General features: G+C 45.0%; 27 protein-coding genes. 21 read left to right on the top strand and 6 right to left on the bottom strand.

Translation table 11 applies throughout. The annotated features are described in order from the left end of the window. The first annotated feature begins 239 nt into the window (after nucleotides 1–239). The 4 genes from rplM (at nucleotide 240) to tsf (ending at nucleotide 2,887) form a co-directional block, all read left to right on the top strand. Complete coding sequence (rplM, locus tag L0M98_RS16275) at nucleotides 240–695, top strand: 50S ribosomal protein L13 (protein WP_099291320.1); 456 nt, start codon at nucleotides 240–242, stop codon at nucleotides 693–695. Nucleotides 696–701: 6 nt separating this feature from the next. After that, nucleotides 702–1,088, top strand: coding sequence for a 30S ribosomal protein S9 (gene rpsI / locus L0M98_RS16270; RefSeq protein WP_099291321.1), 387 nt, complete (start codon nucleotides 702–704; stop codon nucleotides 1,086–1,088). Between the two features lie 92 nt (nucleotides 1,089–1,180). Further along, nucleotides 1,181–1,960 (top strand): 30S ribosomal protein S2, encoded by a 780-nt coding sequence (rpsB, locus tag L0M98_RS16265; RefSeq protein WP_099291322.1) that lies wholly within the window; start codon nucleotides 1,181–1,183, stop codon nucleotides 1,958–1,960. A 108-nt stretch (nucleotides 1,961–2,068) separates the two neighbouring features. Beyond that, nucleotides 2,069–2,887 (top strand): translation elongation factor Ts, encoded by an 819-nt coding sequence (tsf, locus tag L0M98_RS16260; RefSeq protein WP_099291323.1) that lies wholly within the window; start codon nucleotides 2,069–2,071, stop codon nucleotides 2,885–2,887. A gap of 186 nt (nucleotides 2,888–3,073) precedes the next feature. On the opposite strand, the gene L0M98_RS16255 is transcribed toward tsf, so the two are convergent. Beyond that, the gene (locus L0M98_RS16255) at nucleotides 3,074–4,723 is read right to left on the bottom strand and encodes an ArnT family glycosyltransferase (RefSeq protein ID WP_227216945.1); all 1,650 of its coding nucleotides are present in this window, start codon (nucleotides 4,721–4,723) and stop codon (nucleotides 3,074–3,076) included. A gap of 184 nt (nucleotides 4,724–4,907) precedes the next feature. Between L0M98_RS16255 and L0M98_RS16250 the strand changes: the two genes are divergently transcribed. The 3 genes from L0M98_RS16250 (at nucleotide 4,908) to L0M98_RS16240 (ending at nucleotide 8,762) form a co-directional block, all read left to right on the top strand. After that, entirely contained in the window at nucleotides 4,908–5,918 is a 1,011-nt protein-coding gene (locus L0M98_RS16250; RefSeq protein WP_186974871.1) for a porin, read from the top strand. 32 nt (nucleotides 5,919–5,950) lie between these two features. Next, nucleotides 5,951–7,072 carry a nucleoside recognition domain-containing protein gene (locus L0M98_RS16245; protein ID WP_099291327.1) on the top strand — a complete coding sequence of 374 codons (1,122 nt, stop codon included), beginning with the start codon at nucleotides 5,951–5,953 and terminating at the stop codon, nucleotides 7,070–7,072. A gap of 79 nt (nucleotides 7,073–7,151) precedes the next feature. Next, nucleotides 7,152–8,762 (top strand): ArnT family glycosyltransferase, encoded by a 1,611-nt coding sequence (locus L0M98_RS16240; RefSeq protein WP_227216944.1) that lies wholly within the window; start codon nucleotides 7,152–7,154, stop codon nucleotides 8,760–8,762. Here L0M98_RS16240 and L0M98_RS16235 read toward each other — a convergent pair. Beyond that, entirely contained in the window at nucleotides 8,712–9,323 is a 612-nt protein-coding gene (locus L0M98_RS16235) for a lipid-A-disaccharide synthase N-terminal domain-containing protein (protein ID WP_186974874.1), read from the bottom strand. The two genes, L0M98_RS16240 and L0M98_RS16235, sit on opposite strands and share 51 nt — an antisense overlap. Next, a complete protein-coding gene (locus L0M98_RS16230) occupies nucleotides 9,320–10,048 on the bottom strand; it encodes a glycosyltransferase (protein ID WP_227216943.1) in 729 nt (242 codons plus the stop codon). Before L0M98_RS16230 ends, L0M98_RS16235 begins: the two co-directional genes overlap by 4 nt. 120 nt (nucleotides 10,049–10,168) lie before the next feature. Between L0M98_RS16230 and pyrH the strand changes: the two genes are divergently transcribed. The 9 genes from pyrH (at nucleotide 10,169) to zupT (ending at nucleotide 19,119) form a co-directional block, all read left to right on the top strand. Further along, nucleotides 10,169–10,873 (top strand): UMP kinase, encoded by a 705-nt coding sequence (gene pyrH, locus L0M98_RS16225; protein WP_099291331.1) that lies wholly within the window; start codon nucleotides 10,169–10,171, stop codon nucleotides 10,871–10,873. 72 nt (nucleotides 10,874–10,945) lie between these two features. Next, nucleotides 10,946–12,829 (top strand): 1-deoxy-D-xylulose-5-phosphate synthase, encoded by a 1,884-nt coding sequence (gene dxs / locus L0M98_RS16220; RefSeq protein WP_227216942.1) that lies wholly within the window; start codon nucleotides 10,946–10,948, stop codon nucleotides 12,827–12,829. 9 nt (nucleotides 12,830–12,838) lie between these two features. Then, nucleotides 12,839–13,537, top strand: a complete 699-nt coding sequence (locus L0M98_RS16215) for a Crp/Fnr family transcriptional regulator (RefSeq protein WP_099291333.1) — start codon at nucleotides 12,839–12,841, stop codon at nucleotides 13,535–13,537. A 58-nt stretch (nucleotides 13,538–13,595) separates the two neighbouring features. Then, nucleotides 13,596–14,792, top strand: coding sequence for a pyridoxal phosphate-dependent aminotransferase (locus L0M98_RS16210; protein ID WP_099291334.1), 1,197 nt, complete (start codon nucleotides 13,596–13,598; stop codon nucleotides 14,790–14,792). Nucleotides 14,793–15,082: 290 nt separating this feature from the next. Beyond that, nucleotides 15,083–16,225, top strand: coding sequence for a 1-acyl-sn-glycerol-3-phosphate acyltransferase (locus L0M98_RS16205; protein ID WP_099291335.1), 1,143 nt, complete (start codon nucleotides 15,083–15,085; stop codon nucleotides 16,223–16,225). Then, nucleotides 16,216–16,398, top strand: a complete 183-nt coding sequence (locus L0M98_RS16200; RefSeq protein WP_099291336.1) for a hypothetical protein — start codon at nucleotides 16,216–16,218, stop codon at nucleotides 16,396–16,398. The genes L0M98_RS16205 and L0M98_RS16200 overlap by 10 nt, the downstream gene beginning before the upstream one ends. Next, on the top strand, nucleotides 16,398–16,682 hold the full coding sequence (locus tag L0M98_RS16195) for a hypothetical protein (protein WP_099291337.1): 285 nt from the start codon (nucleotides 16,398–16,400) through the stop codon (nucleotides 16,680–16,682). Before L0M98_RS16200 ends, L0M98_RS16195 begins: the two co-directional genes overlap by 1 nt. Nucleotides 16,683–16,692: 10 nt before the next feature. Then, the gene (gene gltX / locus L0M98_RS16190; protein ID WP_099291338.1) at nucleotides 16,693–18,222 is read left to right on the top strand and encodes a glutamate--tRNA ligase; all 1,530 of its coding nucleotides are present in this window, start codon (nucleotides 16,693–16,695) and stop codon (nucleotides 18,220–18,222) included. Nucleotides 18,223–18,306: 84 nt separating this feature from the next. Continuing rightward, entirely contained in the window at nucleotides 18,307–19,119 is an 813-nt protein-coding gene (gene zupT, locus L0M98_RS16185) for a zinc transporter ZupT (protein WP_099291339.1), read from the top strand. Nucleotides 19,120–19,152: 33 nt separating this feature from the next. Here the strand turns inward: zupT and L0M98_RS16180 are convergent, their stop codons facing one another. Together L0M98_RS16180 and L0M98_RS16175 are read right to left on the bottom strand one after the other, a co-directional pair. Beyond that, on the bottom strand, nucleotides 19,153–19,767 hold the full coding sequence (locus L0M98_RS16180) for a nitroreductase family protein (protein WP_227216941.1): 615 nt from the start codon (nucleotides 19,765–19,767) through the stop codon (nucleotides 19,153–19,155). Nucleotides 19,768–19,779: 12 nt separating this feature from the next. Further along, on the bottom strand, nucleotides 19,780–20,310 hold the full coding sequence (locus L0M98_RS16175) for an NAD(P)H-dependent oxidoreductase (protein ID WP_099291862.1): 531 nt from the start codon (nucleotides 20,308–20,310) through the stop codon (nucleotides 19,780–19,782). A gap of 292 nt (nucleotides 20,311–20,602) precedes the next feature. On the opposite strand from L0M98_RS16175, the gene glpK reads away from it, so the two are divergent. Continuing rightward, entirely contained in the window at nucleotides 20,603–22,102 is a 1,500-nt protein-coding gene (glpK, locus tag L0M98_RS16170) for a glycerol kinase GlpK (RefSeq protein ID WP_099291340.1), read from the top strand. Nucleotides 22,103–22,151: 49 nt separating this feature from the next. Then, nucleotides 22,152–22,886 (top strand): MIP/aquaporin family protein, encoded by a 735-nt coding sequence (locus L0M98_RS16165; protein ID WP_227216940.1) that lies wholly within the window; start codon nucleotides 22,152–22,154, stop codon nucleotides 22,884–22,886. 7 nt (nucleotides 22,887–22,893) lie between these two features. Here the strand turns inward: L0M98_RS16165 and dusB are convergent, their stop codons facing one another. Next, nucleotides 22,894–23,880: a tRNA dihydrouridine synthase DusB gene (gene dusB / locus L0M98_RS16160; RefSeq protein WP_186974885.1), complete on the bottom strand. Its 987-nt coding sequence runs from the start codon at nucleotides 23,878–23,880 to the stop codon at nucleotides 22,894–22,896. Between the two features lie 71 nt (nucleotides 23,881–23,951). Between dusB and L0M98_RS16155 the strand changes: the two genes are divergently transcribed. The 3 genes from L0M98_RS16155 (at nucleotide 23,952) to L0M98_RS16145 (ending at nucleotide 26,332) form a co-directional block, all read left to right on the top strand. Beyond that, the gene (locus L0M98_RS16155) at nucleotides 23,952–24,479 is read left to right on the top strand and encodes a hypothetical protein (protein ID WP_099291344.1); all 528 of its coding nucleotides are present in this window, start codon (nucleotides 23,952–23,954) and stop codon (nucleotides 24,477–24,479) included. A gap of 29 nt (nucleotides 24,480–24,508) precedes the next feature. Further along, nucleotides 24,509–25,333 (top strand): outer membrane beta-barrel protein, encoded by an 825-nt coding sequence (locus tag L0M98_RS16150; protein WP_227216939.1) that lies wholly within the window; start codon nucleotides 24,509–24,511, stop codon nucleotides 25,331–25,333. A gap of 222 nt (nucleotides 25,334–25,555) precedes the next feature. Next, nucleotides 25,556–26,332, top strand: coding sequence for a hypothetical protein (locus L0M98_RS16145; RefSeq protein WP_099291346.1), 777 nt, complete (start codon nucleotides 25,556–25,558; stop codon nucleotides 26,330–26,332). Nucleotides 26,333–26,393 lie beyond the last annotated feature (61 nt).

The following is a 26,393-nucleotide window of genomic DNA, read 5'->3' as shown; positions in this document are numbered from 1 at the left end:
CGAATTTTCACGGAATGTTTTGGAGTTCAAAGTTTTTTGTGTAATTTTGCCCCTCATTTTGGAGTGGAATGCTCGAAAATTCGCGAGGAATACCTTAGCCATGCTCCCCGTGAAGCTTCGGATTCCGTTGAAAACTAAAAGTTTGCCCGATAAACCTCGTTATTTTCAACCGGAAAAAAGAACGCCAGAGCGTCCATGAAGAAATACAAACAGAAGTTTAATTAATAATTTAAAAAGAAGTGGATCAGATTAGTTACAAAACAACTTTCGTCAACAAAGCCACCGCACAAAAAGAGTGGATTGTGATTGACGCTGAGAATCAAGTTGTGGGTCGTCTTGCCGCTAAAGTTGCGAAACTATTGAGAGGCAAATACAAACCCAGCTACACCCCGCACGTGGATTGCGGTGACAATGTTATCATTGTAAACGTGGAGAAAGTAATCTTCACCGGAAAGAAAATGACCGATAAAGAATATCGGAGACACACGCAGTATCCCGGAGGACAACGTATTTCAACTCCCGCACAAGAGATGGTTCGTTTCCCCGAGAGAATACTCGAGCATGCGGTAAGAGGTATGCTCCCCAAAAACCGCCTTGGTAGAGCTGTATTCAAGAACATGCACCTGTTCGTGGGACCGGAGCACAATCATGAGTCACAACAGCCTAAAGTAATTGATATAAATACACTTAAATAACAAGGTATGGAAGTAGTAAATGCAGTAGGTAGAAGAAAAACAGCGGTAGCCCGCGTCTATCTTAACGAAGGAAAAGGCAATATTACAATCAACAAAAAGAGCTTGGAAGAGTATTTCACGTTGCCTACCCTCCAGTATGTAGTGAAACAACCGCTTGAATTATTAGGCGTTGCCGGACAATACGATATCAAAGTAAACCTTGTTGGAGGCGGTTTTAACGGACAGGCAGAAGCTTTACGTTTGGGAATTGCCAGAGCATTGGTGAAAATCAACGCGGAAGACAAATCCAAACTGAGAGCGGCAGGCTTCATGACCAGAGACCCGCGCGAAGTTGAGCGTAAGAAACCGGGACGTCCGGGCGCACGTAAGAGATTCCAGTTCTCTAAACGTTAATCAGAGTTTAGTATCTAAATTGGCGGGACTTCTCGAGAGAACTACCCGGCGATTGATAAAATTTAAGAATGTAAACTTTAAAAATGACACAAATGTCAAATACGAATTTCGACGAATTATTAAATGCAGGTTGTCACTTCGGACACCTTACCCGTAAATGGAATCCTAAAATGGCTCCGTATATCTTCATGGAGCGTAATGATATCCACATTATTGACCTGAACAAAACCGCTATCATGTTGGACAAGGCAAGTGCAGCCTTGAAACAAATAGCCAAGTCAGGCAGAAGAATTCTGTTTGTTGCAACAAAGAAACAGGCTAAGGACATTGTTGCTGAAAAAATTTCAAATATCAATATGCCGTTCGTGACTGAAAGATGGCCGGGCGGAATGTTGACCAACTTCCCGACTATCCGTAAGGCCGTGAAGAAAATGACCACCATTGACAAAATGGAAAAAGACGGTACTTTCTCTCACCTTTCAAAACGGGAAAGACTCCAGATATCTCGTCAAAGAGCAAAATTGGAAAAGAACTTGGGCAGCATCGCTGACCTGACCCGTCTTCCGGCCGCTCTTTTCGTGGTTGACGTGATGAAGGAATATATCGCGGTAAAAGAAGCCAACACGCTTGGTATCCCGGTATTCGCTATCGTGGACACGAACTCAAGCCCCGAGGGAATTGATTTCGTAATCCCGGCAAATGACGACGCTTCTACTTCTATCTCTTTGATTATCGACAAAGTAGCGGGAGCCATCAAAGAAGGCTTGAGCGAAAGAAAAGCGGAGAGAGAGAAAGAAGGTGACAAGAAAGGCGCCGACAGAGCGGAAGCTCAAGAGGAAGTGGTAGAGGAAAAGGCCGCTACTGAAGAATAAATTAATTTTAGATTTTAGATTTTGGATTTTAGATTGAAATCATTCCAAGTTTTTGATTCAAACTCCATAATCTAAAATCTTCAACGAACAATTGAAATTTATAAGAATATGGAAATAAAAGCAGCAGACGTGATGAAGTTGCGTAAAGCAACAAACGCCGGAATGATGGACTGCAAGCACGCGCTCCAAGAGGCCGAAGGTGATTTCGACAAAGCCGTTGATATCATCCGCAAGAAAGGTCTTGTTGTGGCAAGCAAACGTGCAGACAGAGATGCAAAAGAAGGTTGCGTTTTAGCCAAAACCGACGGGAAGAATGCAGTTATGGTTTCATTAAACTGCGAAACCGACTTCGTTGCCAAAAATGAAGGATTTATCGGTTTCACGACTCGCATCCTTGACGCCGCTTTAGCCAATATGCCCGCCACCACGGAGGATTTGTTAGCTATCCAACTGGACGGTAGAAGCATCGCTGACCAGATTGCTGAACAAACCGGAGTTATCGGCGAGAAACTGGAATTAAGCTACTACGGTTGCTTGAAAGCAGAAGATTGCGTTGTTTACATTCACCCGGGAAACATGTTGGCTACCGTTGTCGGTTTCAACAAAACGGCTGACGCCCAAGTGATGAAAAACATCGCCATGCAAGTAGCGGCGATGGCTCCTGTCGCTGTAGACAAAGACGGTATCCCACAGAATATCATTGACCATGAATTCGAAATCGGTCGCGAGAAAGCTCGTGAAGAGGGTAAACCGGAAAACATGTTGGAGAAAATCGCTCAAGGTCGCTTGAACAAATTCTTCCAAGAGTCTACTTTGCTGAACCAAGTTTTCGAGCAAGACGGTAAAATGTCTGTAAGAGATTACTTGAAGAGTGTTGACAAAGATTTGACCGTTACTTCATTCTTGCGTTACACGCTGAATGTTTGATAAGCGACAAATCACTCGAAATAGAAAACAGGCTTAGCGATAGGCCTGTTTTTTTTACCCTTATCGTGGCATGATTCCCGCACGTTCGGTTTGGATTTTCAAAAGACATGACACGTACTTGGAAGCATGGAAACATAGCAGAAACAGGAAGCCTTTACTCTCGAGAGGAACTCGACAAGAGAAAAATCATTTGCCAGCTTCTTTCTTTTCCAGAATCGTCACGTAACGCACGAATTTCGGGGAATAACGTTTCTTGTCCGATTTTGGGCGGGTGTTGTTGTCGTACATGTCGATAAAATGCAGGTTTACCCGTTCTGCCATGCCGGGAGGTAATATTTCCGCAGCGGGTTTGCCGGAAACCAACACGATAGGGAGGGAGTCCAGCAGGGTGGTGTCGTTCTCGATGTCCCAAGGTAAGATGCGACACCCCGCCTCGTATACCAATTCAATCCGTAATTCCTCGTCCGACGGGTAATAAAAAGGGATATGATTCACTTCCTCGATTTCCCGCACTGCGGAGATGCTCTTGATTTCGGTGTTATTGAACATATTGGCGACACGAGGCATAAGCAGTGTTTCCACTAAAATCAGCAATAAGACGACTCCCGTGAAGACTTTCATCGATTTCATCCTTACCCCTCCCGCGAAAATAGAATAAGCGGCAACAAGGAAAAGGAGGGTAACAATGATAAAGAGTGTCAGTCCCATCTGCCCTTTGACGTAAAACAAAAAGTATATCGCCACGGGCATCCCGAGGGCTATCAATGCCGGGAGGAACGCGTTGACCCGAAACACGACACGGTCGCCGGCGGTAAGCTTTTTCTCTTTCGTGGCAACAAATATATACACCACGTAATGCGCCACGACCATGGAGACAGGGATGAGTATCGGCAGGAGATAACGGGTTTTCTTCTCCGGGAAAAGGGAGAGCAATACCAAGGTCACTAAGGTCCATACCACGGCAAAAGTGTATTCCTTTTTCATTGTCACTTTCCGTTTCAGCCAAGGCCAACACAATCCGGTCAACAGGAATAACGACCATATACCGGATTCCGCGAAGAATTGCCAATAATAATACCACGGGCGGACATTTCTCTCCATCCACGCCGTCGATTCTTTTGCCCACACGAACATGGTCATGTCCTTGTGGAATATAATCAGATACAAGTACCACCAGAAGCTAACCGCAGCAAAGACCAGCAGCATGACCACTATCGGCAATCCCTTTCTCTTGAACGACGGACGGTACACGGCAATATAGCTAATCAGGAAAGGAAGCAATAAGGCGTAAAAGGCTACCGGACCTTTCCCGAGGAAGGACAACCCGAGGAATGTTCCCGCCCATATAAACATACCCCAGCTTGTTCGCCGACTGACAATTCCTTTATAAAAGAAGAGTATCGCTCCCAGCATAAAACTATGGCAATAGATGTCCCATGTCGCCACGCGTCCCGCCATGATGACATTGAAGCACGTCGCCAATACCACCGCGGAGAGTAATCCCAACATCCGATTGCCGCTTAACGCGGAAGCGAAGAAATAAAGGAAAAATACCATCAAAGTTGCCATGATTCCGGCAGCAGCACGTTGCATAGAGATGTTGTCCGGCTGAAGATATTCTATTCCCGCGGCCACCCAAGTGGGCAGAGGCGGTTTCTCCAAACGCAATTCCCCGTTCATGGTGGGTACCAACCAATTGTCGTACTCTATCATCTCGTGAGCCGTAACCAAGTTACGGGACTCCATAATATCTTCATAAACAGCCCCGTTATTCACGAAAAAAGCGAAACAACAAACGATAAGAATAAAGAGGTAATGTATATAGTTTCTCTGCATAATCTTTTTGAATTACACTTGCGTTTAAGACGCAAATTTATAACAATAAAATTATTTTATATTGTATCCTACCTAAATTATCAAACAAAGGGGGCAAAACGCTTTTTGCACAGATAATTCAAAATCTAATATTGCTTTTACGATAAAGTTGATTTATCTTTGCCGCCTAAAATCAATTTAGTTTATGAAAAAAATATTTGTATTCTTTTTACTCTCTGTATCAGGTATATTGAGTGTGTGTGCTCAAGAAAAAAACACGATTAATTTATCGGGAGAAGCACGAGTTGATTATCACCATAACTTGGGTTCCGCCCCTGCATCCGAGAACGGTTTCCGGGGAAGTATGGTTAATTTGAAAATAAACGGCTCGTTCGGCGAGGGATTTTCCTACGCTTACCGCCAACGATTGAACAAGGCTAACACGGAAAGTTCTTTTTTTAATTCTATCGATTACGTTTATCTCAATTACGCAATTAATAAAAACTGGAGTCTTTCCGCGGGAAAACAAATCGTGGGTATCGGCGGATACGAGTATGACCTTGCCCCTATCGATATTTATACTTTATCCGAGTTTTGTAACAATATTTCCTGTTATCAATTCGGGGCGAGTGCATCCTACGCGCTTGACAATAACAAGGATTTGTTCACGCTTCAATTGTGCCAATCTCCATTCCAGATTGAAGGGAACCGGGATATTTACGCTTTAAATTTCGTGTGGTACGGGAACCGGGATTGCTGGAACACGATTTATTCCGCGAACTTGGTCGAGTATTTACCCCACAAGTTTATCGGTTATCTCGCTCTAGGAAACCAATTCAAATCGGGCAAAACCACTTTCAATATCGATTTGATGGGTCGCACCACGGGCGCACAAGTGAAAGACGGTGATTTATTCAAGGATTTCTCTATTATAGGGAGTATCACGCGAGAGATTGGGGAACACGTGATTTTACGGGTAAATGCCTCTCACGATGTGAACAAGAACAAGAGTGCAGGTGATTTGTGCGTGCTTCCCGGTACGGAAATCACGAACGTGGGCGGCGGTATCGAGGTATTTCCCGCACGTACCCGCGATGTACGGTTGCACGCTTATTATTCCTATTACGCGGGCCGTAACGCTTCCGGGACTTTACAACCCGATGACATGCAGCTTAGCGTGGGTTTAACTTGGAGAATTAATTTCATTAAAAAATAACTCAACCCTCTATTTATTAATCCTGTAAAAACATGAAGAAATTTATTCCCACCGGGATTCCATGCCTAATTATCGTGGTTGGAATTTTTTATTACATCGCGTCCGTGATGGAAATCCCGCACATGCTCAACACAATCATGAATACCGCTCATGATTTATTATTGAATACGGTCTTCTATTTAATGGGAATCTGTGTCATCACGGGTGCCCTAGGACGTATTTTCGTGGAGTTCGGTGTCGTGAAACTTTTGGAAAAAATCTTGCGTCCTTTGATGAAGCCTTTGTTCAATTTACCGGGAACTGCCTCATTGGGAGCCGTGTTGACATTCTTGTCGGATAATCCCGCTATTATTTCTCTGGCGAAAGATGTTCGTTTCGGCAGTTATTTCAAGAAATACCAATTGATATCTCTTACCAATTTCGGAACCGCTTTCGGCATGGGATTGCTTGTTATCGTTTTCATGATTGGTCAAGGGTATTACTCCGCACCTTTCATCGGTTTGTTCGGGGCGTTTTGCGGCTGTATCGTTTCCACCCGCCTTATGCAACGTTTCATCCTGAAATCGCATCCCCATTTCAAAGATGAAAGCGCGATAACTGAAATCGTGGAAGTGGAAGAAAATACGGATAATTCGAATAAAACTCTTTTCTTGCGTATTTTGGACGCCTTGCTTGACGGGGGACGCTCGGGAGTAGATATCGGTATCGCCATCATCCCGGGGGTATTGGTTATCTCCACGTTCGTGATGATATTAACTTTCGGACCGTCCGCAGAAGGATACACCGGAGCCGCTTATCAAGGAACGGAACTTCTTCCCTATCTGGCGGGTAAAGTAAATATTCTTTTCGAGTGGCTTTTCGGTTTCGAGGACCCCCACCTTGTAGCATTCCCCATTACAGCCCTTGGAGCGGTGGGCGCAGCCCTAGGTCTTGTACCTAATTTCGCGGCTCAAGGCTGGATTGACGGTAACGCTATTGCCGTGTTTACCGCTATCGGTATGTGCTGGAGCGGTTATTTAAGTACCCATACCGCTATGCTGGATTCTCTGGGATTCCGCCAGCTAACATCAAAGGCCATCGTCGCACACACTGTCGGCGGACTTGTTGCCGGTGTTATCGCGCATTGGGTTTATGTACTTTTCCAATTATTGTAATATGAAAAGCTAACGAAAAGGTTGTGAGAACCTTTTCGTTAGCTTTCCCGTAACACGTATATTACTTACGCGAACAGACATGAAAAATATAAAGCCGTATCCATATTTTTTGTTATTCGCCTTGGTTTTACCCGTGTTGTTGTTTCGGGATTTTACGCCCAACAACGAGTTAAAATACTTGAGCATCGCGGACGAGGCTTTACGAGAGGGGCATTTCTTCACTTTCTATAACCAAGGAGAAGTATACGCGGATAAACCACCCTTGTATTTCTGGTTTATCATGCTGTGTAAATGGATTTTCGGCGAATATCACATGCTGGTGCTTTCCCTGTTTTCAATCATCCCGGCACTGGTTTCCATTCACGTGATGAACAAATGGGTGGAAGAGGATACCACTCCCCGGTCAAGGTGGAACGCTTCATTGATGCTTTACACGAGCGCATTCTTTATCGGCTCCGGGCTTGTGTTGCGCATGGATATGCTGATGTGCATGTTTATCTTGCTGGCTTTGTACACGTTCTATAAACAATATTCCGGCAAAGGACGACCGATTGACCGTTTTTTGCTACCAGTTTATATCTTCTTGGCTATTTTCTCGAAAGGGCCTGTCGGGTTTATCGTTCCCGTCGTTTCAATCACGGTATTCCTAATCGTGAAAAAAGAAATCCGGCAGTTCGGGCGTTATCTGGGATGGAGCGAGTGGGGTATTCTTCTGGGGTTATGTGCCATATGGTTCGGGTGCGTGTATATAGAAGGCGGAAACGCCTATCTCAATAACCTGCTTTTTAACCAGACCGTCAACCGGGCTATTGATTCATTCCATCATAAAGAGGCATTTTGGTATTACGGAATCACCATTTGGTACTCCATTGCCCCTTGGTCACTTTTATATATGGCAACCATCATTATTGCCCTCCGTAAAAAACTGTTCACCACGGACAAGGAGAAGTTTTTCCTGACCGTAATCGTTTCGTCTTTCGTGCTTTTATCCATGTTCAGCGCGAAGCTCGATATTTATATGTTACCCCTGTTCCCGTTTTTCACTTATCTGACTGTATTGTTGCTCCCTAAAATAAAAGAAAAACGGATTGCTTTCGCGGTGTATATCCCGGTCGTCGCGTTCATGATTGCCCCCGTTGTCGCTTTGGCAATCCATAACAAGTTCGAGTACCCGCACTCCATATTTATTTTCATGGCGATAGGTGTACTTTTCGTCTTCAGTCTATTCGCTTTCTCGCTGCTAGTGAAGAAAAAATTATACCAAGCGATAAACACTGCCGCCTTAGGGATATTGGGAACATTGTTTGTCGGGGGCTTTGCCCTGCCGCGGCTCAATTCAAATATAGGATTATCCGAAATGGCTGAAAAAGCTCATGAAATTTGCGAAGAGGAAGATATCGACCACTATTATTACTACCGTTTCCGTAGCGGGGAAAATATGGATGTTTATCTACATGAAGACCCGATAAAGATATCGGACGAGGATTCTTTGTTCAAGGTGTACGAGCAAGGGGATTGCATGATTTTCCTAAAAGAACGGGATGTGGCTCGTTCGGAAGCTATAATGACATGGCTTGAAACCGTACATTACGAGAAAATAGGAATCTTTTATCTGGTACACCCGTCACAAGGCGAACAATTAGCAACTACCCTTGCGGGAGAGCCAAATGTTGCGACCGTAAGCCAGTAAACCCGTGGATTGCCCAAGTATCAAGACCGGGTCGTGCCGATAAATGGCGTATGAAACAATAATCAATGAACCGAATAAGCTGATTACCCAGAAACCAAGCGGGAGTAGGGATTCGTCTTTGCGCTTGGAATAAATCCACTGGTAAACGAAACGAAGGGTAAATATAATCTGTCCCATCGAACCGTAAAGCAATAACCACAAAGGAATTTTCTCGTTCCGGAAGAACTGGTCGACAAACGCGCTCGCGTCTTCTATCATGTAAATGATTGCCGCAACGGGCGTAAGCAAAAGCACTGTACGCAAAACCAGAGGCAACCATTTCCACTGGTGTTTTTTGTTCAGGTTCCAGATGTAAATATAATAGGATATGATTTGTCCGAAAATAATAGCGAAGTCATCCCTCAACCAGCCATAGATGAATAACAGATAAGAACCCAATATGCTCAATTGCCAGAATATCGCCGGGGAGATTACTTTTTTAGCCCGCTCGGACAATATCCATTGCAGTAATATCCGGGCGGAAAAGAAAATTTGAGCGAGAAATCCGACAACGTAAATCATAGATTGTTTTCAGCCACTTGATAGTTAATATAACGTTTCCTCATCCAACGGTAAGCAAAACAATCTTTGAAAGGACCGACCAAGCGGTTAGCCAAGTTATATTTTGATTTTCCGGCGATACGCGGGAAATGGCGCACGGGAACTTGTTTTACCCGCCCGTGCTGCAACTGTATCAGTGCCGGCAGGAAACGATGCATACCGGTAAAGAAAGGAATCCGTTTCGCGTAATCGGTGCGCAACACTTTCAACGGGCATCCGGTATCCTCCACCCCGTCATGCGTCATCATTCGGCGGAACCCGTTGGCGATACGGGAAGACATATTTTTGACGAAACTGTCTTTCCGTCCGGTACGGATGCCCATCACCATCTCGAACTCGTCCGCGTGTTCCAACAGGCTATTAAAATCCTCGGGTGTCGTTTGCAAATCGGCATCGATGTATCCCACCCACTTGGAAAAAGAATTGTCTATCCCCGCTTTCATGGCAGCACTCAATCCCCCGTTTTTAGCGAGATTCAAAAAGAAAAATCCCTCGTTTCTACCGCAAACCTCCCGGATAAGGCGTTCACTATCATCTTTCGAGCCGTCGTTTACAAACAATACACAAGAAGTAACCTTGGCTGTCTTTAAAAACTCCCCCAACTCTTTCTCTAATCTTAGGATGTTCCCCTCCTCGTTATACACTGGCACTATGACTGTTAGTCCGTAATTCGCGGTTCTGTTCATCTGCGGTGAAATTTATATTCTCAAATTAAATTATAGTTATAACAAAAATTCATTAGTTTTGTTGTTGCGTTTTAGCGAAGAAACTAAGTTTTTTGTTATAAAATTTAAACAGACAAAGATATGCAATATAACCGAATTTTGTTAAAACTCAGCGGCGAATCTTTAATGGGTGGTCAAAAATATGGTATCGATACCACGTGTTTGGAGAGTTACGCCCGTCAAATACATGAAATTGCAAAAATGGGAGTCCAAGTGGGGATTGTTATCGGTGGCGGCAATATTTTCAGGGGACTGAGTGGTACAAATAAGGGGTTCGACCGGGTAAAAGGCGACAGCATGGGTATGTTGGCAACCGTGATTAACAGCCTAGCTTTAAGTTCGGCTTTAGACAACGAGGGATGTAAAAACAAAGTACTCACGGCTATCCGCATGGAACCTATCGGGGAATTCTACTCGAAAGCAAAAGCCATGGAATATTTGAAAGAAGGGTATGTCACTATTATGAGTGCCGGAACGGGTAACCCGTATTTCACGACCGACACGGCGAGCAGCCTGCGTGCCATCGAGATAGAGGCGGATGCCATGTTCAAAGGTACCCGCGTGGACGGTATTTATACTGCCGACCCGGAGAAAGACCCGACAGCAACCAAATTCGACAAAATTACCTATGACGAGATATACAACCGGGGACTAAAGGTGATGGACCTGACGGCAACGACCATGTGCAAAGAAAATCATTTACCAATTATCGTTTTCAACATGGACCAACCGGGTAACTTGAAAAAAGTCATTTCGGGCGAAAATATCGGAACAATCGTGTATTAATAATTGAAAATTGAAAATTGAAAAATTGGAAATGAAGGGAGAAAACCTTCAGACTTTTTTCAATGGCTAATTATGAACGAAGAAAAAAGAATATTAGATACGATAAACTCTCCCGATGATTTGAAGAAGGTGCCGGAAGACGACCTGATTCAATTGTGTCGGGAATTACGCGAGAAAATCATTGACGAGTGTTCGGAACACCCCGGACATTTCGGGGCCGGATTGGGGGTTGTCGAGCTTACCGTGGCATTGCACTACGTGTTCGATACCCCGTACGATAATATCGTGTGGGACGTGGGACATCAAGCTTACCCCCACAAGATACTTACCGGGCGAAGGGACAACTTCTGCACGAACCGGCAGTACAAGGGACTCAGCGGGTTTCCCAAAAGAAGCGAAAGCGAATATGACGCTTTCGGGACGGGACACTCCTCGACCTCGATTTCCGCCGCGCTGGGAATGGCCGTGGCGGCAAAAATGAACGGGGAGGAAGACCGCCTATCGGTGGCAATTATCGGAGACGGGGCGATGACCGGGGGACTGGCTTTCGAGGGATTGAATAACGCGGGTATTAATAATGCCAACCTGCTGGTTATTCTCAACGACAACAACATGGCAATTGACCCCAACGTGGGCGGAATGAATGAATACCTTCTCGATATCACGACTTCCAAAACATATAACAAACTGAAAGAAGATATCTGGAATATTCTCGGGCGCATCAATAAAATCAGCCCGGGAGCCCGAAACTTCATCCAGAAAATAGATAATAGCGTCAAATCATTGATGCTACGCCAGAGCAACTTGTTCGAGGCTCTGGGATTCCGGTATTTCGGCCCCGTGGACGGGCATGATGTCAACCACTTGGTCAAGGTTCTCCGTGATCTGAAACAAATCAAAGGCCCTAAACTTCTCCACTGTATCACAGTCAAGGGGAAAGGGTTCAAACAAGCCGAGATAGACCAAACGACTTGGCACGCACCGGGGAAATTCAATAAAGAAACCGGGGAAATCATCAAAGAATGCAAGGAAAATACCCCGCCCAAATTCCAGGATGTTTTCGGTCATACCATACTGGAATTGGCTCATACCAATCCCAAAATCGTGGGAATTACTCCCGCCATGCCATCGGGTTGCTCGTTAAATATCATGATGAAAGAGATGCCCGATCGCTGTTTTGATGTCGGCATCGCCGAACAACACGCCGTTACGTTCTCGGCAGGATTGGCGGCACAGGGGTACGTGCCTTTCTGTAATATCTATTCTTCTTTCATGCAACGAGCATACGATCAAGTAATACACGACGTGGCATTGCAAAAACTCAACGTCGTTTTCTGTCTTGACCGGGGAGGATTGGTCGGGGCTGACGGGGCTACACACCACGGCGTTTTTGACCTTGCCAGCTTCCGTTGCATCCCGAACCTGACAATAGCCTCTCCCCTCAACGAGGAAGAATTACGCGATATGATGTACACGGCTCAATTGCCGGACAAAGGACCTTTCTCCATTCGCTACCCGCGAGGTAACGGGACAATGGTCAAGTGGCGTACCCCGTTCAAGGAATTGCCTATCGGGCAAGGACGTTGTATTATTGAAGGCGAGGATGTTGCCATCGTATCCATCGGAGCTATCGGGAACGAGGCTCTCAAAGCTATTGAAAAGGGAACGGGGCGTTCGGTTGCCTTCTATGATATGCGATTCCTCAAACCTCTGGATGAAAAATTACTCCATTCAATATTTCATAAATTCAAAAAAATCATTACCTTAGAGGACGGAACAATCGTGGGCGGACTGGGTAGTGCCGTGCTTGAATTTATGTCTGATCACGGGTATTCCGCCAAGGTTGTGCGCTTGGGTGTTCCGGATCAGTTCGTGGAACACGGTACACAACAACAGTTATACCGTGAATGTGGTTATGATTGCGAATCTATATTCCGGGCAATTTGTTCGATATAAAAGGAAAGCATGAAAGAAGAGGCTCCAATACCAAAATTATCGGAATGTATTAGCAAATTCAAGCTAACATTCAAAGGTGTGCCTGACGAGTACCTCGAAACATTATTCACGGATGACACGGTAAAATTCTATAAAAAAGGCGAATACATCTATAAAGAAGGTTCTCGCATTAAAGGATGTTATTTTCTTTTTTCAGGTGTCGTGAAAATCTTCCAAACCGGAATTACCGGAAAAGAGCAAATTATTCGTTTCGGGAAAGAGAGCGAAATGTTCGGATTTCGTTCTGTCATCCGTAATGAATTAGCTTGTACCTCGGTGGAAACTTTATCCGACTGTATATTGTGTTATATCTCTTATACATCGTTGACACACATGATGAAACACAGTTCGGATTTCGCTTATGAAATGATGCAAATCGCCTGCAAGGAACTGGAAGAAGCTAATCGTCATATCCGTGATATCGCTCAAAAATCGGTAAAAGCCCGGCTGGCAGAAATACTCTTGCTTATCGCTTCCGATTTCGGTGTTGAAGAAGACGGGACTTTACGACTGAATATCACCCGCGAAGACTTGAGTAATTTCGTGGGAACCGCTACCGAAACACTGATCCGACTGCTCTCCGATTTGAAGAACGAGGGACTGGTAGAAGCTAAAGGAAGGAAAATAAAATTATTAGATCATGATAAATTAAAAAGATTGGCTGATTGATTTAAAATCATTCAATATGTCTATCTTTGTGCAAGATAAATTTAAACTCGAATAACTTATGCCACAGATTTCAGAAAAAGGGATGGCGATGCCTTCTTCGCCGATTCGCAAATTGGTTCCGTTCGCGGATAAAGCAAAAGAAAGAGGGATTAAAGTGTACCACTTGAATATCGGTCAACCGGATATTCAAACCCCGGAGGTCGCTTTGGAAGCTTTAAAACACTGTAACGAGAAGGTGATTGAATATACCCATTCTGCCGGAAATCTTTCCTACAGAAAAAAATTAGCCAAATATTACCAGAATATTGGTATCAATATCGACGAAACGAATATCATGATAACTACCGGAGGTTCCGAAGCTATCACGATAGCTTTCATGTCCACGTTGAACCCGGGTGACGAGGTGATTATCCCCGAACCGTTCTACGCCAATTATAACGCTTTTGCTCTTATGTGCGGCGTAAAGGTGAAGACGGTTACCTCTTCTATCGAAACAAACTTCGCTTTGCCCCCGATTGCAGAGATCGAGAAAGTAATTACTCCCCGCACGAAAGGTATCGTGATAGTGAACCCGAATAACCCGACGGGATACTTGTATTCCAAGGAAGAACTGGAACAACTTGCTACCATCGTGAAGAAACATGATCTTTACCTGTACGCTGACGAGGTGTATCGTGAATTCTGCTATGACGGATACAAACATTTCTCCACGATGCAATTGCAAGGCATCGAACAGAACGTGATCCTGTTGGATTCTGTTTCCAAGAGATACAGCGAGTGCGGTCTTCGCGTGGGTGCTTTGGTTACCCGCAACAAAGAGGTTATGACGGCTGCCTTGAAATTCGGTATGGCTCGTTTGTGCGCCCCGGCAATCGGTCAGATTGTTGCCGAAGCATCACTTGATACCCCCGCCGAATATTTTGAAAGCGTGTATAACGAATACATCGAAAGACGTGATTTCATGGTTGAAGCCCTCAATAAAATGCCGGGAGTTATTTGCCCGAAACCGAGAGGAGCTTTCTATGCCGTGGTAAAATTACCCGTTGACGATGCAGACAAATTCGCACAATGGTTGCTCGAGGATTTCGAGTACAACAAGCAAACCGTTATGGTAGCTCCCGCGAGCGGATTCTACTCTACCCCGGGACTCGGTAAAGACGAGGTAAGAATTGCTTACGTGTTGAAGATTGAAGACCTCAAGGGTGCCATGGAAACATTGGCAAAGGCTCTTGAAGTTTATCCCGGTAGAAAATAAGCAAGGCGTGCTTTGGCACACCTTCTAGTTCATAAGGTCTGTAAAGTCTATAAAGTCAAAGGTCCTTAGACCCTTGTTCTGTGACCTTACAGACCTTATAGACTTTATGGACCTTACAGACTTCATAAACTGCATCCGGCAAAACGACTTTAAAGACTCATTTTTCGACCATAACTTTACAGAAAATAAGGCGTTTCACTCATTTAGACCGAATATAAGCTTATCAGACACACTTTTATAAAACATTTTATCTATATTTGCCACGTGATTTCTAATTTTAAAATTACGACATGACATCGGATTCCCAATTTAATAGTATCAGACCCTACATGGGGGAAGAGATTCCAGCCGCCGTGGAGCGACTGAGCCAAGCAGAAGAGTTTTTGGCACTTTTTTCCCAAATGACAAGGATTGATAAGACTAAAATACAAGAGCAACTGAAAGGTATCACTACCAGAAAAGAGTTTCAGGAACGTTTTTTCGGTCCCACGATGAAGCGTTTGATAGCAGGAACGACCGACGGGGTGACAGCAACGGGGTTAGAATATATCGAACCGGGTAAAAGTTATCTCTTCGTTTCAAATCATCGGGATATTATCCTCGACTCGGCAATACTCAACGTGTTGCTATCAGAGCGGGGGTGCCACTATTGCGAAGCGGCTATCGGCAGCAACTTGTTAATCAACAAATGGGTGACCGATCTCGTGAAGCTGGATGCCTGCTTTATCATAGAGCGGGGACTTCCCGTGCGTGACATGATTACCAGTGCGAATATGCGTTCTCATTATTTGCGTGACGTCATTCACGAGAATGAGGATTCCGTGTGGATTGCTCAAAAAGAAGGAAGAACCAAAAACGGGGATGACCGCACGCAACACAGTTTGCTGAAAATGTTCCGCATGAGTGGTCCGAAAGGTTTCGTGGAGAATTTCCGTGAATTACGGGTTGTGCCTGTATCCATCTCCTACGAGTGGGAACCTTGTGATGATCTGAAAACCGACGAATTATATCAAAAGACTGTCGGTGAATATATCAAGACTCCTGCCGCGGATATGAGAAGTATGCAACAAGGTCTGTCCGGATACAAGGGACGGGTGCATTTTGCCATCACCCCCCCGATTGACCATGAACTGGAAGAAATTGACGCCAAGGACAATAACGGCGACCGTATCGCTGAACTGGCAACGCTTATTGATTCCAGAATACAAGGTAACTTCAAATTGTGGGAGAATAATTACGTCGCTTACGACTTACTTCACGGCACGAACAAGTTCACCTCCAAATACAGCGAGAAGGAAAAAGATAATTTCATCCGCGTGATGACTGAAAAGTTGGATAAACTCGAGGGAAACCGTTCCGTGCTGAACAACATTTTCCTTGAAATCTACGCTAACCCGGTTAAAAACGCTTTAGAAAGACATATATGCGAATAGCCAGATATTTGCTGATACTAGCAGCATTCCTTATTATGATATCCAGTACGATTAGTCTTTTTGCCCCGCAAAATAGTCGTACTGCCGTGTACGTGAACGTGGGCGCCATGGCAGCACTCGCTGTTGCCGTCGGAGTCATCAATTTCAAGAATACCCCGAGAAATAACATGTAATGTACAAGTTCAAACGCAATATACATCTCAAAGACCGCTCGGTGGAAATGTGGTTCGGGTTGACCAGTAAAAGCCGCAATCAACATAGTAATTTTACTCTTTACGTTCTCACGGAAGGTCCTGATAAGCCTTTTAGCTATGCAGAGCCTATCAAGAGCGGCATCCCATCCAAAAAGGAAGCCGAACGTTACGCGATTACCTATGCCAAAAACCTTCTGACACAACTCATCGAACGGGAAAAAGAAGAAAAAAAAGAACAAGAAGGAGAAAACGAGCTATTATAATATTAAAGATATGATTTCCGATAGAAAAGTCAGAGTAAGATTTGCTCCCAGCCCCACCGGAGCCCTTCACTTGGGTGGTGTAAGAACAGCCCTCTTTAATTACCTTTTTGCCCGCCATAACGGGGGTGATTTCCTGTTAAGAATCGAGGATACTGACCAAACCCGCTACGTACCGGGAGCCGAAGAATACATCATCGAATCATTGAAATGGTGCGGATTGACCGTGGACGAGGGTGTAGGTGCAGGGGGAGAATATGGACCTTATCGCCAAAGCGAGCGTAAACCGCTTTACAAACAATATGCCCTCCAACTCGTGGAGTCGGGCAACGCGTACTATTCGTTCGACAGTGCCGACGAGTTGAACGCGCAACGTGCAGCACATGAGGCAAAAGGGGAAACATTCATGTATAATGCCGCCACCCGCAAGCACATGAAGAATTCACTCAACATGAGCGCGGACGAAGTAAAAACCCTTTTGGATAGCGGTGCAAATTACGTGATTCGCTTCAAGATGCCGGAAAACGAAGATTTGCTATTACACGATATTATCCGGGGAGAAGTACATTTCAATACCTCTCTTCTGGACGACAAAGTACTGTTTAAAGCAGACGGAATGCCCACGTACCATTTGGCAAACATCGTGGACGATCATCTGATGAAGATTTCGCACGTGATCCGCGGTGAAGAATGGTTACCCTCCCTCCCGCTACACGTACTCCTGTACCGGGCTTTCGGTTGGGAAGATACCATGCCGGAGTTTGCGCATCTGCCGTTGATACTGAAACCCGTCGGCAACGGGAAACTCAGCAAACGTGACGGTAACAAAATGGGCTTCCCTGTGTTCCCCATGGAATTTACCGATCCGGAAACCGGTGAAAAATGGCACGGCTACAAGGAAGACGGTTATCTGCCCGATGCCTTTATCAATATGCTTGCCCTATTGGGCTGGAATCCCGGCACGGAGCAAGAGATATTTTCTCTGTCCGAATTGTGCGAGCAGTTCACGCTGGAACGCGTAAATAAATCAGGCGCCCGCTTCAACCCGGATAAGGCAAAATGGTTTAATCACAAGTACCTCGTGGAAAAGAGCGATGCCGATTTGGCTGTCATATTAAATGAATTACTTGCAAAGGACGGTATTTCTTACGATATGAAGAAACTGGAGAAGATTTGCCATTTACTGAAAGAAAGAGCAAACTTCGTGGCAGATATTTACAATTCGTCACAGTATTTCTACAAAGCCCCGCAAAGTTATGACGAAAAAGGGGTGAAAAAATTCTGGAAAGAAGGAACACCCGCGCTGATGCAAGAGCTAGTCGGAGTACTGGAAAACGTACAAGACTTTACCTCCCCCAACACGGAAGAAGCCGTGAGGGAATGGGTTACGGCAAAAGAAATGGGTTTCGGTAAGGTTATGAGTCCGTTCCGATTGGCTATTATCGGTGCCGCTGATGGTCCTCATTTATTTGACATTATTGAAATTTTAGGGAAAGAAGAAACTTTAACACGACTTCACCGTATTATAGATATATTGCGATAACTCTATTAAACAAAAACCAAAAACTAAAAGTTGGAAAAGATCACACTGACCCTTTCTAACTTTTAGTTTTTAATACCGAAACGCATGGATATCTCTTGGAATAACGTGTTGCTGGCTTTCACGCTAACTTTATTTGCCGGACTATCGACCGGAATTGGTAGTGCCATTGCTTTTCTGACGAAAAAAACGAACAAAAAATTCCTGTCCCTCTCGCTGGGATTCAGCGCAGGAGTGATGATATACGTCTCTTTCGTGGAGTTGTTTCCTACCGCTAAAGAATCCATCGAGGAAGTGTACGACGGCAAGATTGCCGATATTATCACGGCTATCGCTTTCTTTTGCGGCATGGGACTTATTGCCGTTATCGACAAATTGATTCCTTCCTACGAGAACCCGCACGAGGTAAAATCCGTCGAGAGCATGGCGCAACAACCTCATGACAAGAAATTAATGCGCATGGGGATATTCTCGGCTCTCGCCATCAGTATCCACAACTTCCCGGAAGGTCTGGCTACTTTTATTGCCGGACTGTCTAACCCGGAAATAGCATACCCGATCGCATTCGCTATCGCCATTCACAATATCCCGGAAGGGATTGCCGTATCGGTTCCCATATTCTTTGCCACGGGCAACCGAAAAAAAGCATTCAAACTGTCTTTTCTTTCCGGCTTGTCCGAGCCCCTCGGAGCTATTATCGGCTTCGTTCTAATCTATTTCTTCATCGGGATTAATGCCGTTGTCCTTGGCGTTCTGTTTGCCCTTGTAGCAGGCATCATGGTATTCATCTCTCTTGACGAACTTCTCCCTACCGCCAAAGAATACGGCGCACATCATTTGTCTATTTACGGACTCGTTGCCGGAATGGGGCTTATGGCTTTTAGCCTGTTACTGTTCTAAAGATAAAGGCTCGATTTAACCGAGCCTTTATCTTTAGAATTTATTCCGATGAATTTTACTTTCATCGTATTTATCTTTCGCTTTTTGCGGACCATCGGGATAACCGACAGGAATGATACAAAGCGGCACAAATTGTTCGGGCATAGCCGTGTATTTCCGGACAACCCCGATGCGATCCTCGTAAGGATAAGCCGCCGTCCATACGGCTCCCAACCCGAGAGCCTCAGCAGCCAAGAGAATATTCTGCGTTACTGCCGAACAGTCCACGTACCAATAAGAAGAACGGGTAGAATCACCACAAACGACAATAGCCATCGGTGCTTGTGCCAACATTTTGGCATAAGGCAGACTTGCAGCCATCGAATCAAGCGCTGCCCGATCGGTTACCACGACAAATTCCCACGGACGTCTGTCCATCCCGGAAGGTGCAGCCATTCCCGCCTTCAACATAGCGGTAATCTTCTCTTCCTCTACTTCTTTCTTTAAATACTTGCGTACACTCTTGCGTGCCGCGATATTTTCCAAAACAGCCTTGGTCTTCAAAACCGGATCATCTTGTTGTTTCGCATCTCCCATACATGATGTTTTTAAAAATACAATCACCAATACTACGGCAAGCAGAACGTAAAAGGTATTAAATTTCTTCATTTTTTTCTTCATTTATTTTTTCAATAACGCTTCTATCCGCTGACGATAAGCCTTTGCACCTTCTTTCACGTTCCCGGCTCCGGCAGGTGTCGCCACGCCATAAACCACGTGAGGCGTTTGCCAGACCATACCCGAATGATTAGCCGTCAACTGGTAAGGACGCAATAACTCGTCCATCGTAAAATGATTCCTGCCTCCGGAACGATACGCCTCGTATTCCGAACCCGTTGTCGTGGCCACCATTAACGGTTTCCCTTTCACCACCTCGGTTTGTGCCAAGGGCGTGAAAATCTCATCCAACCACTTTTTCAACTGTGAAGGCGCACTCGCCCAATAAAACGGGAATTGAAACACAACCGCTTTCGCCTCCGATAAAATTTTCTTGTGCGCCTCGGCGTCAAAAGGCTTGGCGTACAAATCCAGAATTACCACTCCCGGAATATCTTTCACGGCATCAATCAATGCCTTATTCGCCTGTGACTCCTTGAAATTCGGGTGAGCCAACAAGATCACTACATTTCCTGAATTCTTTGCTTTTTCCATTTTCTCTGCATTTAAAGCACCCGCGGAAAAAATAACCGCAAGTATTAATACAATTGTTTTCATAAGCTTAATTTACAGTTTGCAACTTCGAATATACGAAAAAAACGGTTTCCCCCCTTAAACTTCTTACAAAATAAAAGATACTTGCAAATCCATATTTAAATTCAATATCGGGAATGTTTCCGGTTAAACGACTATTCATTTTTATAAATGTAACCGAATTTTAAAAATTACGTAAGAAATATAGCATTTATTGTCACAACAAATGAAAAACATATAATATTACATTATCATGAAGACAGCGAAATACGTACTTGCACTAGACCAAGGGACAACCTCCTCCCGCGCCGTGCTTTTCAACCATGACGGAAATATTGTTGCCATGTCACAGAAACCAATCGAACAACACTTCCCTCACCCGGGTTGGGTGGAACACGATCCTAGCGAAATCTGGTACACGCAATCCTCCGTGGCCGCCGAAGTTATCGCCAAAGCAGACCTCACGGGACTGGACGTGGCTTGTATAGGTATCACAAACCAACGTGAAACCACGATCATTTGGGACAGGGAAACCTCTATGCCCGTCTATCGCGCCATCGTATGGCAAGACAGGCGTACTGCCGATATCTGCCGGGAATTGCAAGAAAACGGATATACTGAAATGATCCGGGAGAAAACGGGATTACTGATTGATGCTTATTTCTCCGCCACAAAAATCAAATGGATTCTCGATAATGTCGAAGGTGTACGTGAACGGGCTGAAAAAGGAAAGTTGTGTTTCGGTACGGTAGACAGTTGGCTCGTGTGGAAGTTCACGCACGGACGGGTACACGTGACGGATGTCAGCAATGCTTCCCGCACGATGCTGTTCAATATTCACACGTTGCAATGGGATAAAGAGTTACTGGAACTTTTCGACATTCCCGAAGCTATACTTCCGGAAGTAAAAAGCAGCAGCGAAGTCTATTCGGAAACCAGTACAACTTTGTTCTCGACGAAAATCCCGATCTCCGGAATAGCCGGCGACCAACAGTCCGCCCTCTTCGGGCAACTCTGCCTTGAACCGGGAATGACGAAAACGACATACGGTACCGGATGTTTTATGGTCATGAATACCGGAAGCGAAGTCGTAAAATCGGAAAACAATCTGTTAAGCACCATCGCGTGGAAAATCGGTGACTCCGTTACTTACGCCTTGGAAGGAAGTGTATTCGTGGGGGGAGCAGCCATCCAATGGCTACGGGACGGGATGCAACTGCTCAGGACTGCCTCGGAAAGTGAGGCTCTCGCGACATCCGTTCAAGATAACGGGGGAGTTTATTTTGTTCCCGCTCTCACGGGAATGGGTGCCCCTTACTGGGATCAATACGCCAGAGGTGCCATTCTCGGAATCACACGAGGAACAACTCCCGCACATATTGCCCGGGCAACACTGGAAGGAATTGCATTCCAAGTGTACGATATTTTAAAAGCCATGGAGCATGACACTCACCGCCAATCTCTCGAATTACGGGTAGACGGAGGTGCTGTTGCCAACAATTTCCTGATGCAATTCCAAAGTGACATTAACAGAACACACGTGGTTCGCCCCCAGATACTGGAAACAACAGCTCTCGGTGCGGCTTATCTCGCCGGATTGGCTATCGGGTTCTGGCGTGACACTGAAGAGCTGCGCAAACAATGGAACATCAACAAGGAGTTCTCCCCTGTTGCGACAGAAGAAGAGGTCGACAAACTCCTTCACATGTGGCATAAAGCTATCGAAAGAGCCCGTAACTGGGAAGAACTGTAAAACAGTAATCTTAAATCATAAATCTTAAATCATAAATCTTAAATTCTCCATGTCACCATTTATAGCAGAGCTACTCGGAACAATGACGATGATCCTCTTGGGTGACGGCGTAGTAGCCAACGTCGTGCTAAAAAAGACCAAAGGATTTCAAGGTGGTTGGATTACCATCACCACGGCATGGGCACTTGCTGTTTTTGCAGGAGTCGTCATCGCCGGTCCATATAGCGGGGCCCACTTGAATCCCGCCATTACAATAGGTTTCGCCATCGCGGAAAAATTCCCGTGGGCAAGTGTACCTTCTTACGTGATCGCTCAAATGCTGGGTGCCGCCATGGGTGCGTTCCTCGTCTGGATTGTCTACCATGACCACTTTAAGGTCACGGACGACCCCGGGGCAAAACTCGGTGTATTCTGCACGGCTCCCGAAATCCGACATAACGTGGTAAACTTCGGGGGTGAGCTTATCGCCACCTTCGTATTGATGTTCTCGGTATTCTATATTACCGGGGCTGAACTGATAGCCGATGTCGATACAACTACCCCTATCGGATTGGGTTCGGTCGGTGCAATTCCCGTATCCTTCATCGTATGGGTAATCGGACTTTCTTTAGGCGGAGTCACCGGATATGCCATCAATCCCGCCCGAGATTTCGCACCCCGTGTAATGCATGCCATCCTCCCGATTCCGGGAAAAGGAAGCAGTCAATGGGATTACGCGTGGATTCCTATCTTAGGGCCATTAGCCGGCTCACTTGTGGCAGCAGTAATTTATATGATTGTATAGAGGGGTTTTATAGCCCCTCTCCCTTGTATCGCTCCTCAATCTTATCAAACACTTCCCACAACGTTTCTATGGTCGGGGCTTGCAGCATTTGAATCCGCAAATCACGGAAATGGGGCAATCCTTTGAACATACAAGCCATGTGCCGACGCATGTGGAATAATCCCCGCACTTCATCCAACCATTCTTGGGATAACAGTATTTGTTCCTTGATAATCTCTATTTGTTCGTGCAGGGGCAATTCGGGTAGAATCTCCCCCGTCTTCATATAATGTTTAATCTGTTGAAATATCCACGGCTTACCGATCGTGGCACGCCCGATCATTACCCCGTCCACACCGTAACGCTCGAAAGCTTCTTTTACCTTTTCCGGGGTGTCGATATCACCGTTTCCGATGATCGGGATCTTTATCCGGGGATTTCGCTTCACTCCGGCGATAGGCTCCCAATCTGCCTCACCCTTGTACATCTGGGAACGGGTGCGCCCGTGAATAGCCAAAGCACTAATCCCGACATCCTGCAATCGTTCTGCCACATCGTCAATGATAATATTCTCGCAATCCCAACCCAAACGAGTCTTTGCCGTAACGGGGATCTTCACGGCCTGCACGATCTGCTTTGCCATTTCCACCATTAAAGGTACATCCCGAAGCATTCCTGCTCCCGCCCCTTTCGCGGCAACCCTTTTCACGGGACACCCAAAATTTATATCTATAAAATCAGGCTGCACTTCTTCAACAATCTTTGCCGCCTCGACCATCGAATCAATAAAGCGACCGTATATCTGAATGGTTACCGGACGTTCGGACTCCTCTATCGTCAACTTCTTCACGGTCTTGTTTATGGAACGCACCAACGCATCCGCCGATACAAATTCCGAGTAGAGCCAATCCGCCCCGTATCGCTTACAGAATTTCCGGAAAGGGGGATTTGTAACCTCTTCCATCGGCGCCAAAATCAACGGCCGCTCACCTACGTCTTTTCCTCCGACTATCATCTTCAATCAAATAAGTTTTGCCACAAAAATAATAATTTCTATCTTTAACACACGAAATAAACAGCACGGATATGGCTATAATAAAATTTATTCTTATCGGATTACTTGCAACTTTCGCCCCACAGAAAGAGGAATGGGTAAAAATAAGAGGCGACTACCAAATCACGTTCCTTTTCCCTAGCCGGGGCGAACGTCTGAAAAAAGACGTGAATGACATCCGTTCATGGATATACCAAACGAAAAACGTAACCTGTGTTTTCGGGGTTGTATGCACGCAATTGACGAAAGAAAAAGGTATCCTTGATGCTTACACGGTCAACCAGCTATATCTCGCCATGAAGAAAGAATCAGTTTCAATGCCGACCGCTAAACTCACCAGCGAGAAGCGTATACCGTCAAAAAATGTCGAGATATGGGAGATTACCTACACGATAATGAAAGAGCTTGAAGAGATGACGTACTATAAAAGATTTATTTTCAGAGATAATTGTATGTATCAAGTATCTATAGGTGCGAATACGAAAGACTTGGAAGAACTCATCCCGCAGAAAAATAAATTCTTCAATTCTATTACTTTTTTGGACAACTCCAATAAATAAGAAACACAACCAACAAAAAATAAATCACCATGAAAAGTATTATCATTCCCTTGGCATTATTGCTGTCGATTCCCGTTATGGCGCGGGACCACGGGACAGGCACGAGCGACACTCTAAGACGTGACGTCAAAGAAATACACTTGCAGGATAGAGAAACAAGCAGACAAGTCAAGAAATCGGAAATATTAAGCGATCCCATCCACCGACACATATACCAACGGAGCCAAAATCCACGGTTCCGGGGACACTGGAGCGGATTTAATCTTGGATTTGCCGATTTCGGGGATTATGATATTGTTCCGGGCGGCTCTCCATTCATGGACTTGCAACGCAAGAATTCACTGGTAATGCAATTCAACATGTTCCAATACAGTATGCGTCTGAATAAATTGAATAATTTCGGGCTTGTTACCGGACTGGGATTAGAATACCAACGCTTCCGTTTCGAGCACAAAAACAGTATTCAACGGGGAGAAAACGGGAAAATATATCCGTTGGAAATAGATCATGTAAAGAAGAGTTCATTGAAAAACCTTTATCTCACCGTTCCCTTGATCTGTGAATGGCAATTCCCCGCGAAAAATCACCGCCGGGCATACGTGGGAGCCGGAATCATGGGCGGGTTAAGATTACACACGAAAACCAAAGTCGTGTACAAAAACGAGAACGGGGACAAACGTCGCTACAAAAAAGCGGGAAATTACAGCATGAACCCGGTAAAAGCAGACGTTGTTGCCCGTGTAGGATACGACAAACTGGCACTGTGGGGCAGCTATACCCTCAACCGTATGATGAAATCAGGCAAAGCTCCTGATTTACACCCGTATGTTATCGGGTTCGGGGTAAACTTCTAAGAGCGTTTAAAGTTAAAATTTAGAGTTATCATTAAATCACAGAATTAATAATCTTTATTGAGTTGTTTTTCACCTTTTTAAATCACTGTGTCACAACATTTCATACGTTGTGACGTAAAAACTATTACTTCCGGGATACTCCAAAAAGTACCCTCCATTCGACCAACGGTTCGCCCGTTCTAAAGATCGGAACTTATACGTTATATAAATATATATAAAGAGATGAAAACAACACTATTAGCGCTGTTTATATGCCTTTTCGGCATAAACGGCTTGAAGGCTCAGGATGCCAACTCGTCCACATCGGCATCCAACGTCCGTCAAGACAGTGTCTTCAAAAATGAGAAAGAAGAGAAAGTCCGTTTCAACGGACACGTGGCAGGGATTTACGGTGGATTCATCACCTTTGGTAAAAGCGATTATTCCGCTTACAAGAACAAAGATTTCATGAAACTAAAGCTACAAACCTCCTACACCGTGGCTCTCAACATCATTGAAATCAACATCGGGCTACAAAAACAAAAAAACACTGTTGGTATCGTGGCAGGCATCGGGGCCGAATTCCAAAACATGGAGTTCGACAACAAAATCGCTATCCATAAAAACAAAAAAGGCATCATAGAACCTTTCACCTATGACGAGGGATCCATCTCTTCCAGCAGATTGAGAGTACTCTCTGCAAACATCCCGTTAATGCTCGAATTTCAATCCCCGTCCAATAAAACAAGCCGTTTCCATTTCAACATGGGAGTCGTGGGTTCATACAATTTCATCACACAAACCAAGGTAAAAATTACAGAGAATAAATTTCCTCACAAAAGCAAAACGATCAGTAACCGGGGAAACCTGAATATGCCCCGTTTCAATTTTGACCTCATGGCACAAATGGGTGGTAATCACTTTGCCGTATGGGCCCGCTACGGAATAACCCCTCTATTCGAGAAAAATAAAGGTCCGGAATTACATCAAGTAAGTTTCGGTGCTGCCATTCTGTTTTGAAAATTCATGGGACTGTCTAACAATAAAATGTTGGCAGTCCTCTTTTTTTCTTTTCCTATAT

The sequence above is a fragment of the Butyricimonas sp. DFI.6.44 genome (genome assembly GCF_022132345.1).
GTDB lineage: Bacteria > Bacteroidota > Bacteroidia > Bacteroidales > Marinifilaceae > Butyricimonas > Butyricimonas muris.
Note: the sequence above shows the minus strand (reverse complement) of the source record. Positions and strands in the feature narration are given on the sequence as shown.

Excerpts from the sequence above, each read along its gene's own strand:
- L0M98_RS16235 (WP_186974874.1), bottom strand. The coding sequence starts at position 9,323 with ATGATTTACGTTGTCGGATTTCTCGCTCAAATTTTCTTTTCCGCCCGG.
- L0M98_RS16215 (WP_099291333.1), top strand. The coding sequence starts at position 12,839 with ATGAAAGAAGAGGCTCCAATACCAAAATTATCGGAATGTATTAGCAAA.
- L0M98_RS16180 (WP_227216941.1), bottom strand. The coding sequence starts at position 19,767 with ATGAAGAAATTTAATACCTTTTACGTTCTGCTTGCCGTAGTATTGGTG.
- rpsB (WP_099291322.1), top strand. The coding sequence starts at position 1,181 with ATGTCAAATACGAATTTCGACGAATTATTAAATGCAGGTTGTCACTTC.
- glpK (WP_099291340.1), top strand. The coding sequence starts at position 20,603 with ATGAAGACAGCGAAATACGTACTTGCACTAGACCAAGGGACAACCTCC.
- L0M98_RS16175 (WP_099291862.1), bottom strand. The coding sequence starts at position 20,310 with ATGGAAAAAGCAAAGAATTCAGGAAATGTAGTGATCTTGTTGGCTCAC.
- L0M98_RS16255 (WP_227216945.1), bottom strand. The coding sequence starts at position 4,723 with ATGCAGAGAAACTATATACATTACCTCTTTATTCTTATCGTTTGTTGT.
- L0M98_RS16245 (WP_099291327.1), top strand. The coding sequence starts at position 5,951 with ATGAAGAAATTTATTCCCACCGGGATTCCATGCCTAATTATCGTGGTT.
- gltX (WP_099291338.1), top strand. The coding sequence starts at position 16,693 with ATGATTTCCGATAGAAAAGTCAGAGTAAGATTTGCTCCCAGCCCCACC.
- L0M98_RS16240 (WP_227216944.1), top strand. The coding sequence starts at position 7,152 with ATGAAAAATATAAAGCCGTATCCATATTTTTTGTTATTCGCCTTGGTT.
- L0M98_RS16150 (WP_227216939.1), top strand. The coding sequence starts at position 24,509 with ATGAAAAGTATTATCATTCCCTTGGCATTATTGCTGTCGATTCCCGTT.
- dusB (WP_186974885.1), bottom strand. The coding sequence starts at position 23,880 with ATGATAGTCGGAGGAAAAGACGTAGGTGAGCGGCCGTTGATTTTGGCG.
- pyrH (WP_099291331.1), top strand. The coding sequence starts at position 10,169 with ATGCAATATAACCGAATTTTGTTAAAACTCAGCGGCGAATCTTTAATG.
- L0M98_RS16210 (WP_099291334.1), top strand. The coding sequence starts at position 13,596 with ATGCCACAGATTTCAGAAAAAGGGATGGCGATGCCTTCTTCGCCGATT.
- L0M98_RS16200 (WP_099291336.1), top strand. The coding sequence starts at position 16,216 with ATGCGAATAGCCAGATATTTGCTGATACTAGCAGCATTCCTTATTATG.
- L0M98_RS16230 (WP_227216943.1), bottom strand. The coding sequence starts at position 10,048 with ATGAACAGAACCGCGAATTACGGACTAACAGTCATAGTGCCAGTGTAT.
- L0M98_RS16165 (WP_227216940.1), top strand. The coding sequence starts at position 22,152 with ATGTCACCATTTATAGCAGAGCTACTCGGAACAATGACGATGATCCTC.
- L0M98_RS16250 (WP_186974871.1), top strand. The coding sequence starts at position 4,908 with ATGAAAAAAATATTTGTATTCTTTTTACTCTCTGTATCAGGTATATTG.
- tsf (WP_099291323.1), top strand. The coding sequence starts at position 2,069 with ATGGAAATAAAAGCAGCAGACGTGATGAAGTTGCGTAAAGCAACAAAC.
- zupT (WP_099291339.1), top strand. The coding sequence starts at position 18,307 with ATGGATATCTCTTGGAATAACGTGTTGCTGGCTTTCACGCTAACTTTA.
- L0M98_RS16195 (WP_099291337.1), top strand. The coding sequence starts at position 16,398 with ATGTACAAGTTCAAACGCAATATACATCTCAAAGACCGCTCGGTGGAA.
- L0M98_RS16205 (WP_099291335.1), top strand. The coding sequence starts at position 15,083 with ATGACATCGGATTCCCAATTTAATAGTATCAGACCCTACATGGGGGAA.
- L0M98_RS16155 (WP_099291344.1), top strand. The coding sequence starts at position 23,952 with ATGGCTATAATAAAATTTATTCTTATCGGATTACTTGCAACTTTCGCC.
- dxs (WP_227216942.1), top strand. The coding sequence starts at position 10,946 with ATGAACGAAGAAAAAAGAATATTAGATACGATAAACTCTCCCGATGAT.
- rpsI (WP_099291321.1), top strand. The coding sequence starts at position 702 with ATGGAAGTAGTAAATGCAGTAGGTAGAAGAAAAACAGCGGTAGCCCGC.
- L0M98_RS16145 (WP_099291346.1), top strand. The coding sequence starts at position 25,556 with ATGAAAACAACACTATTAGCGCTGTTTATATGCCTTTTCGGCATAAAC.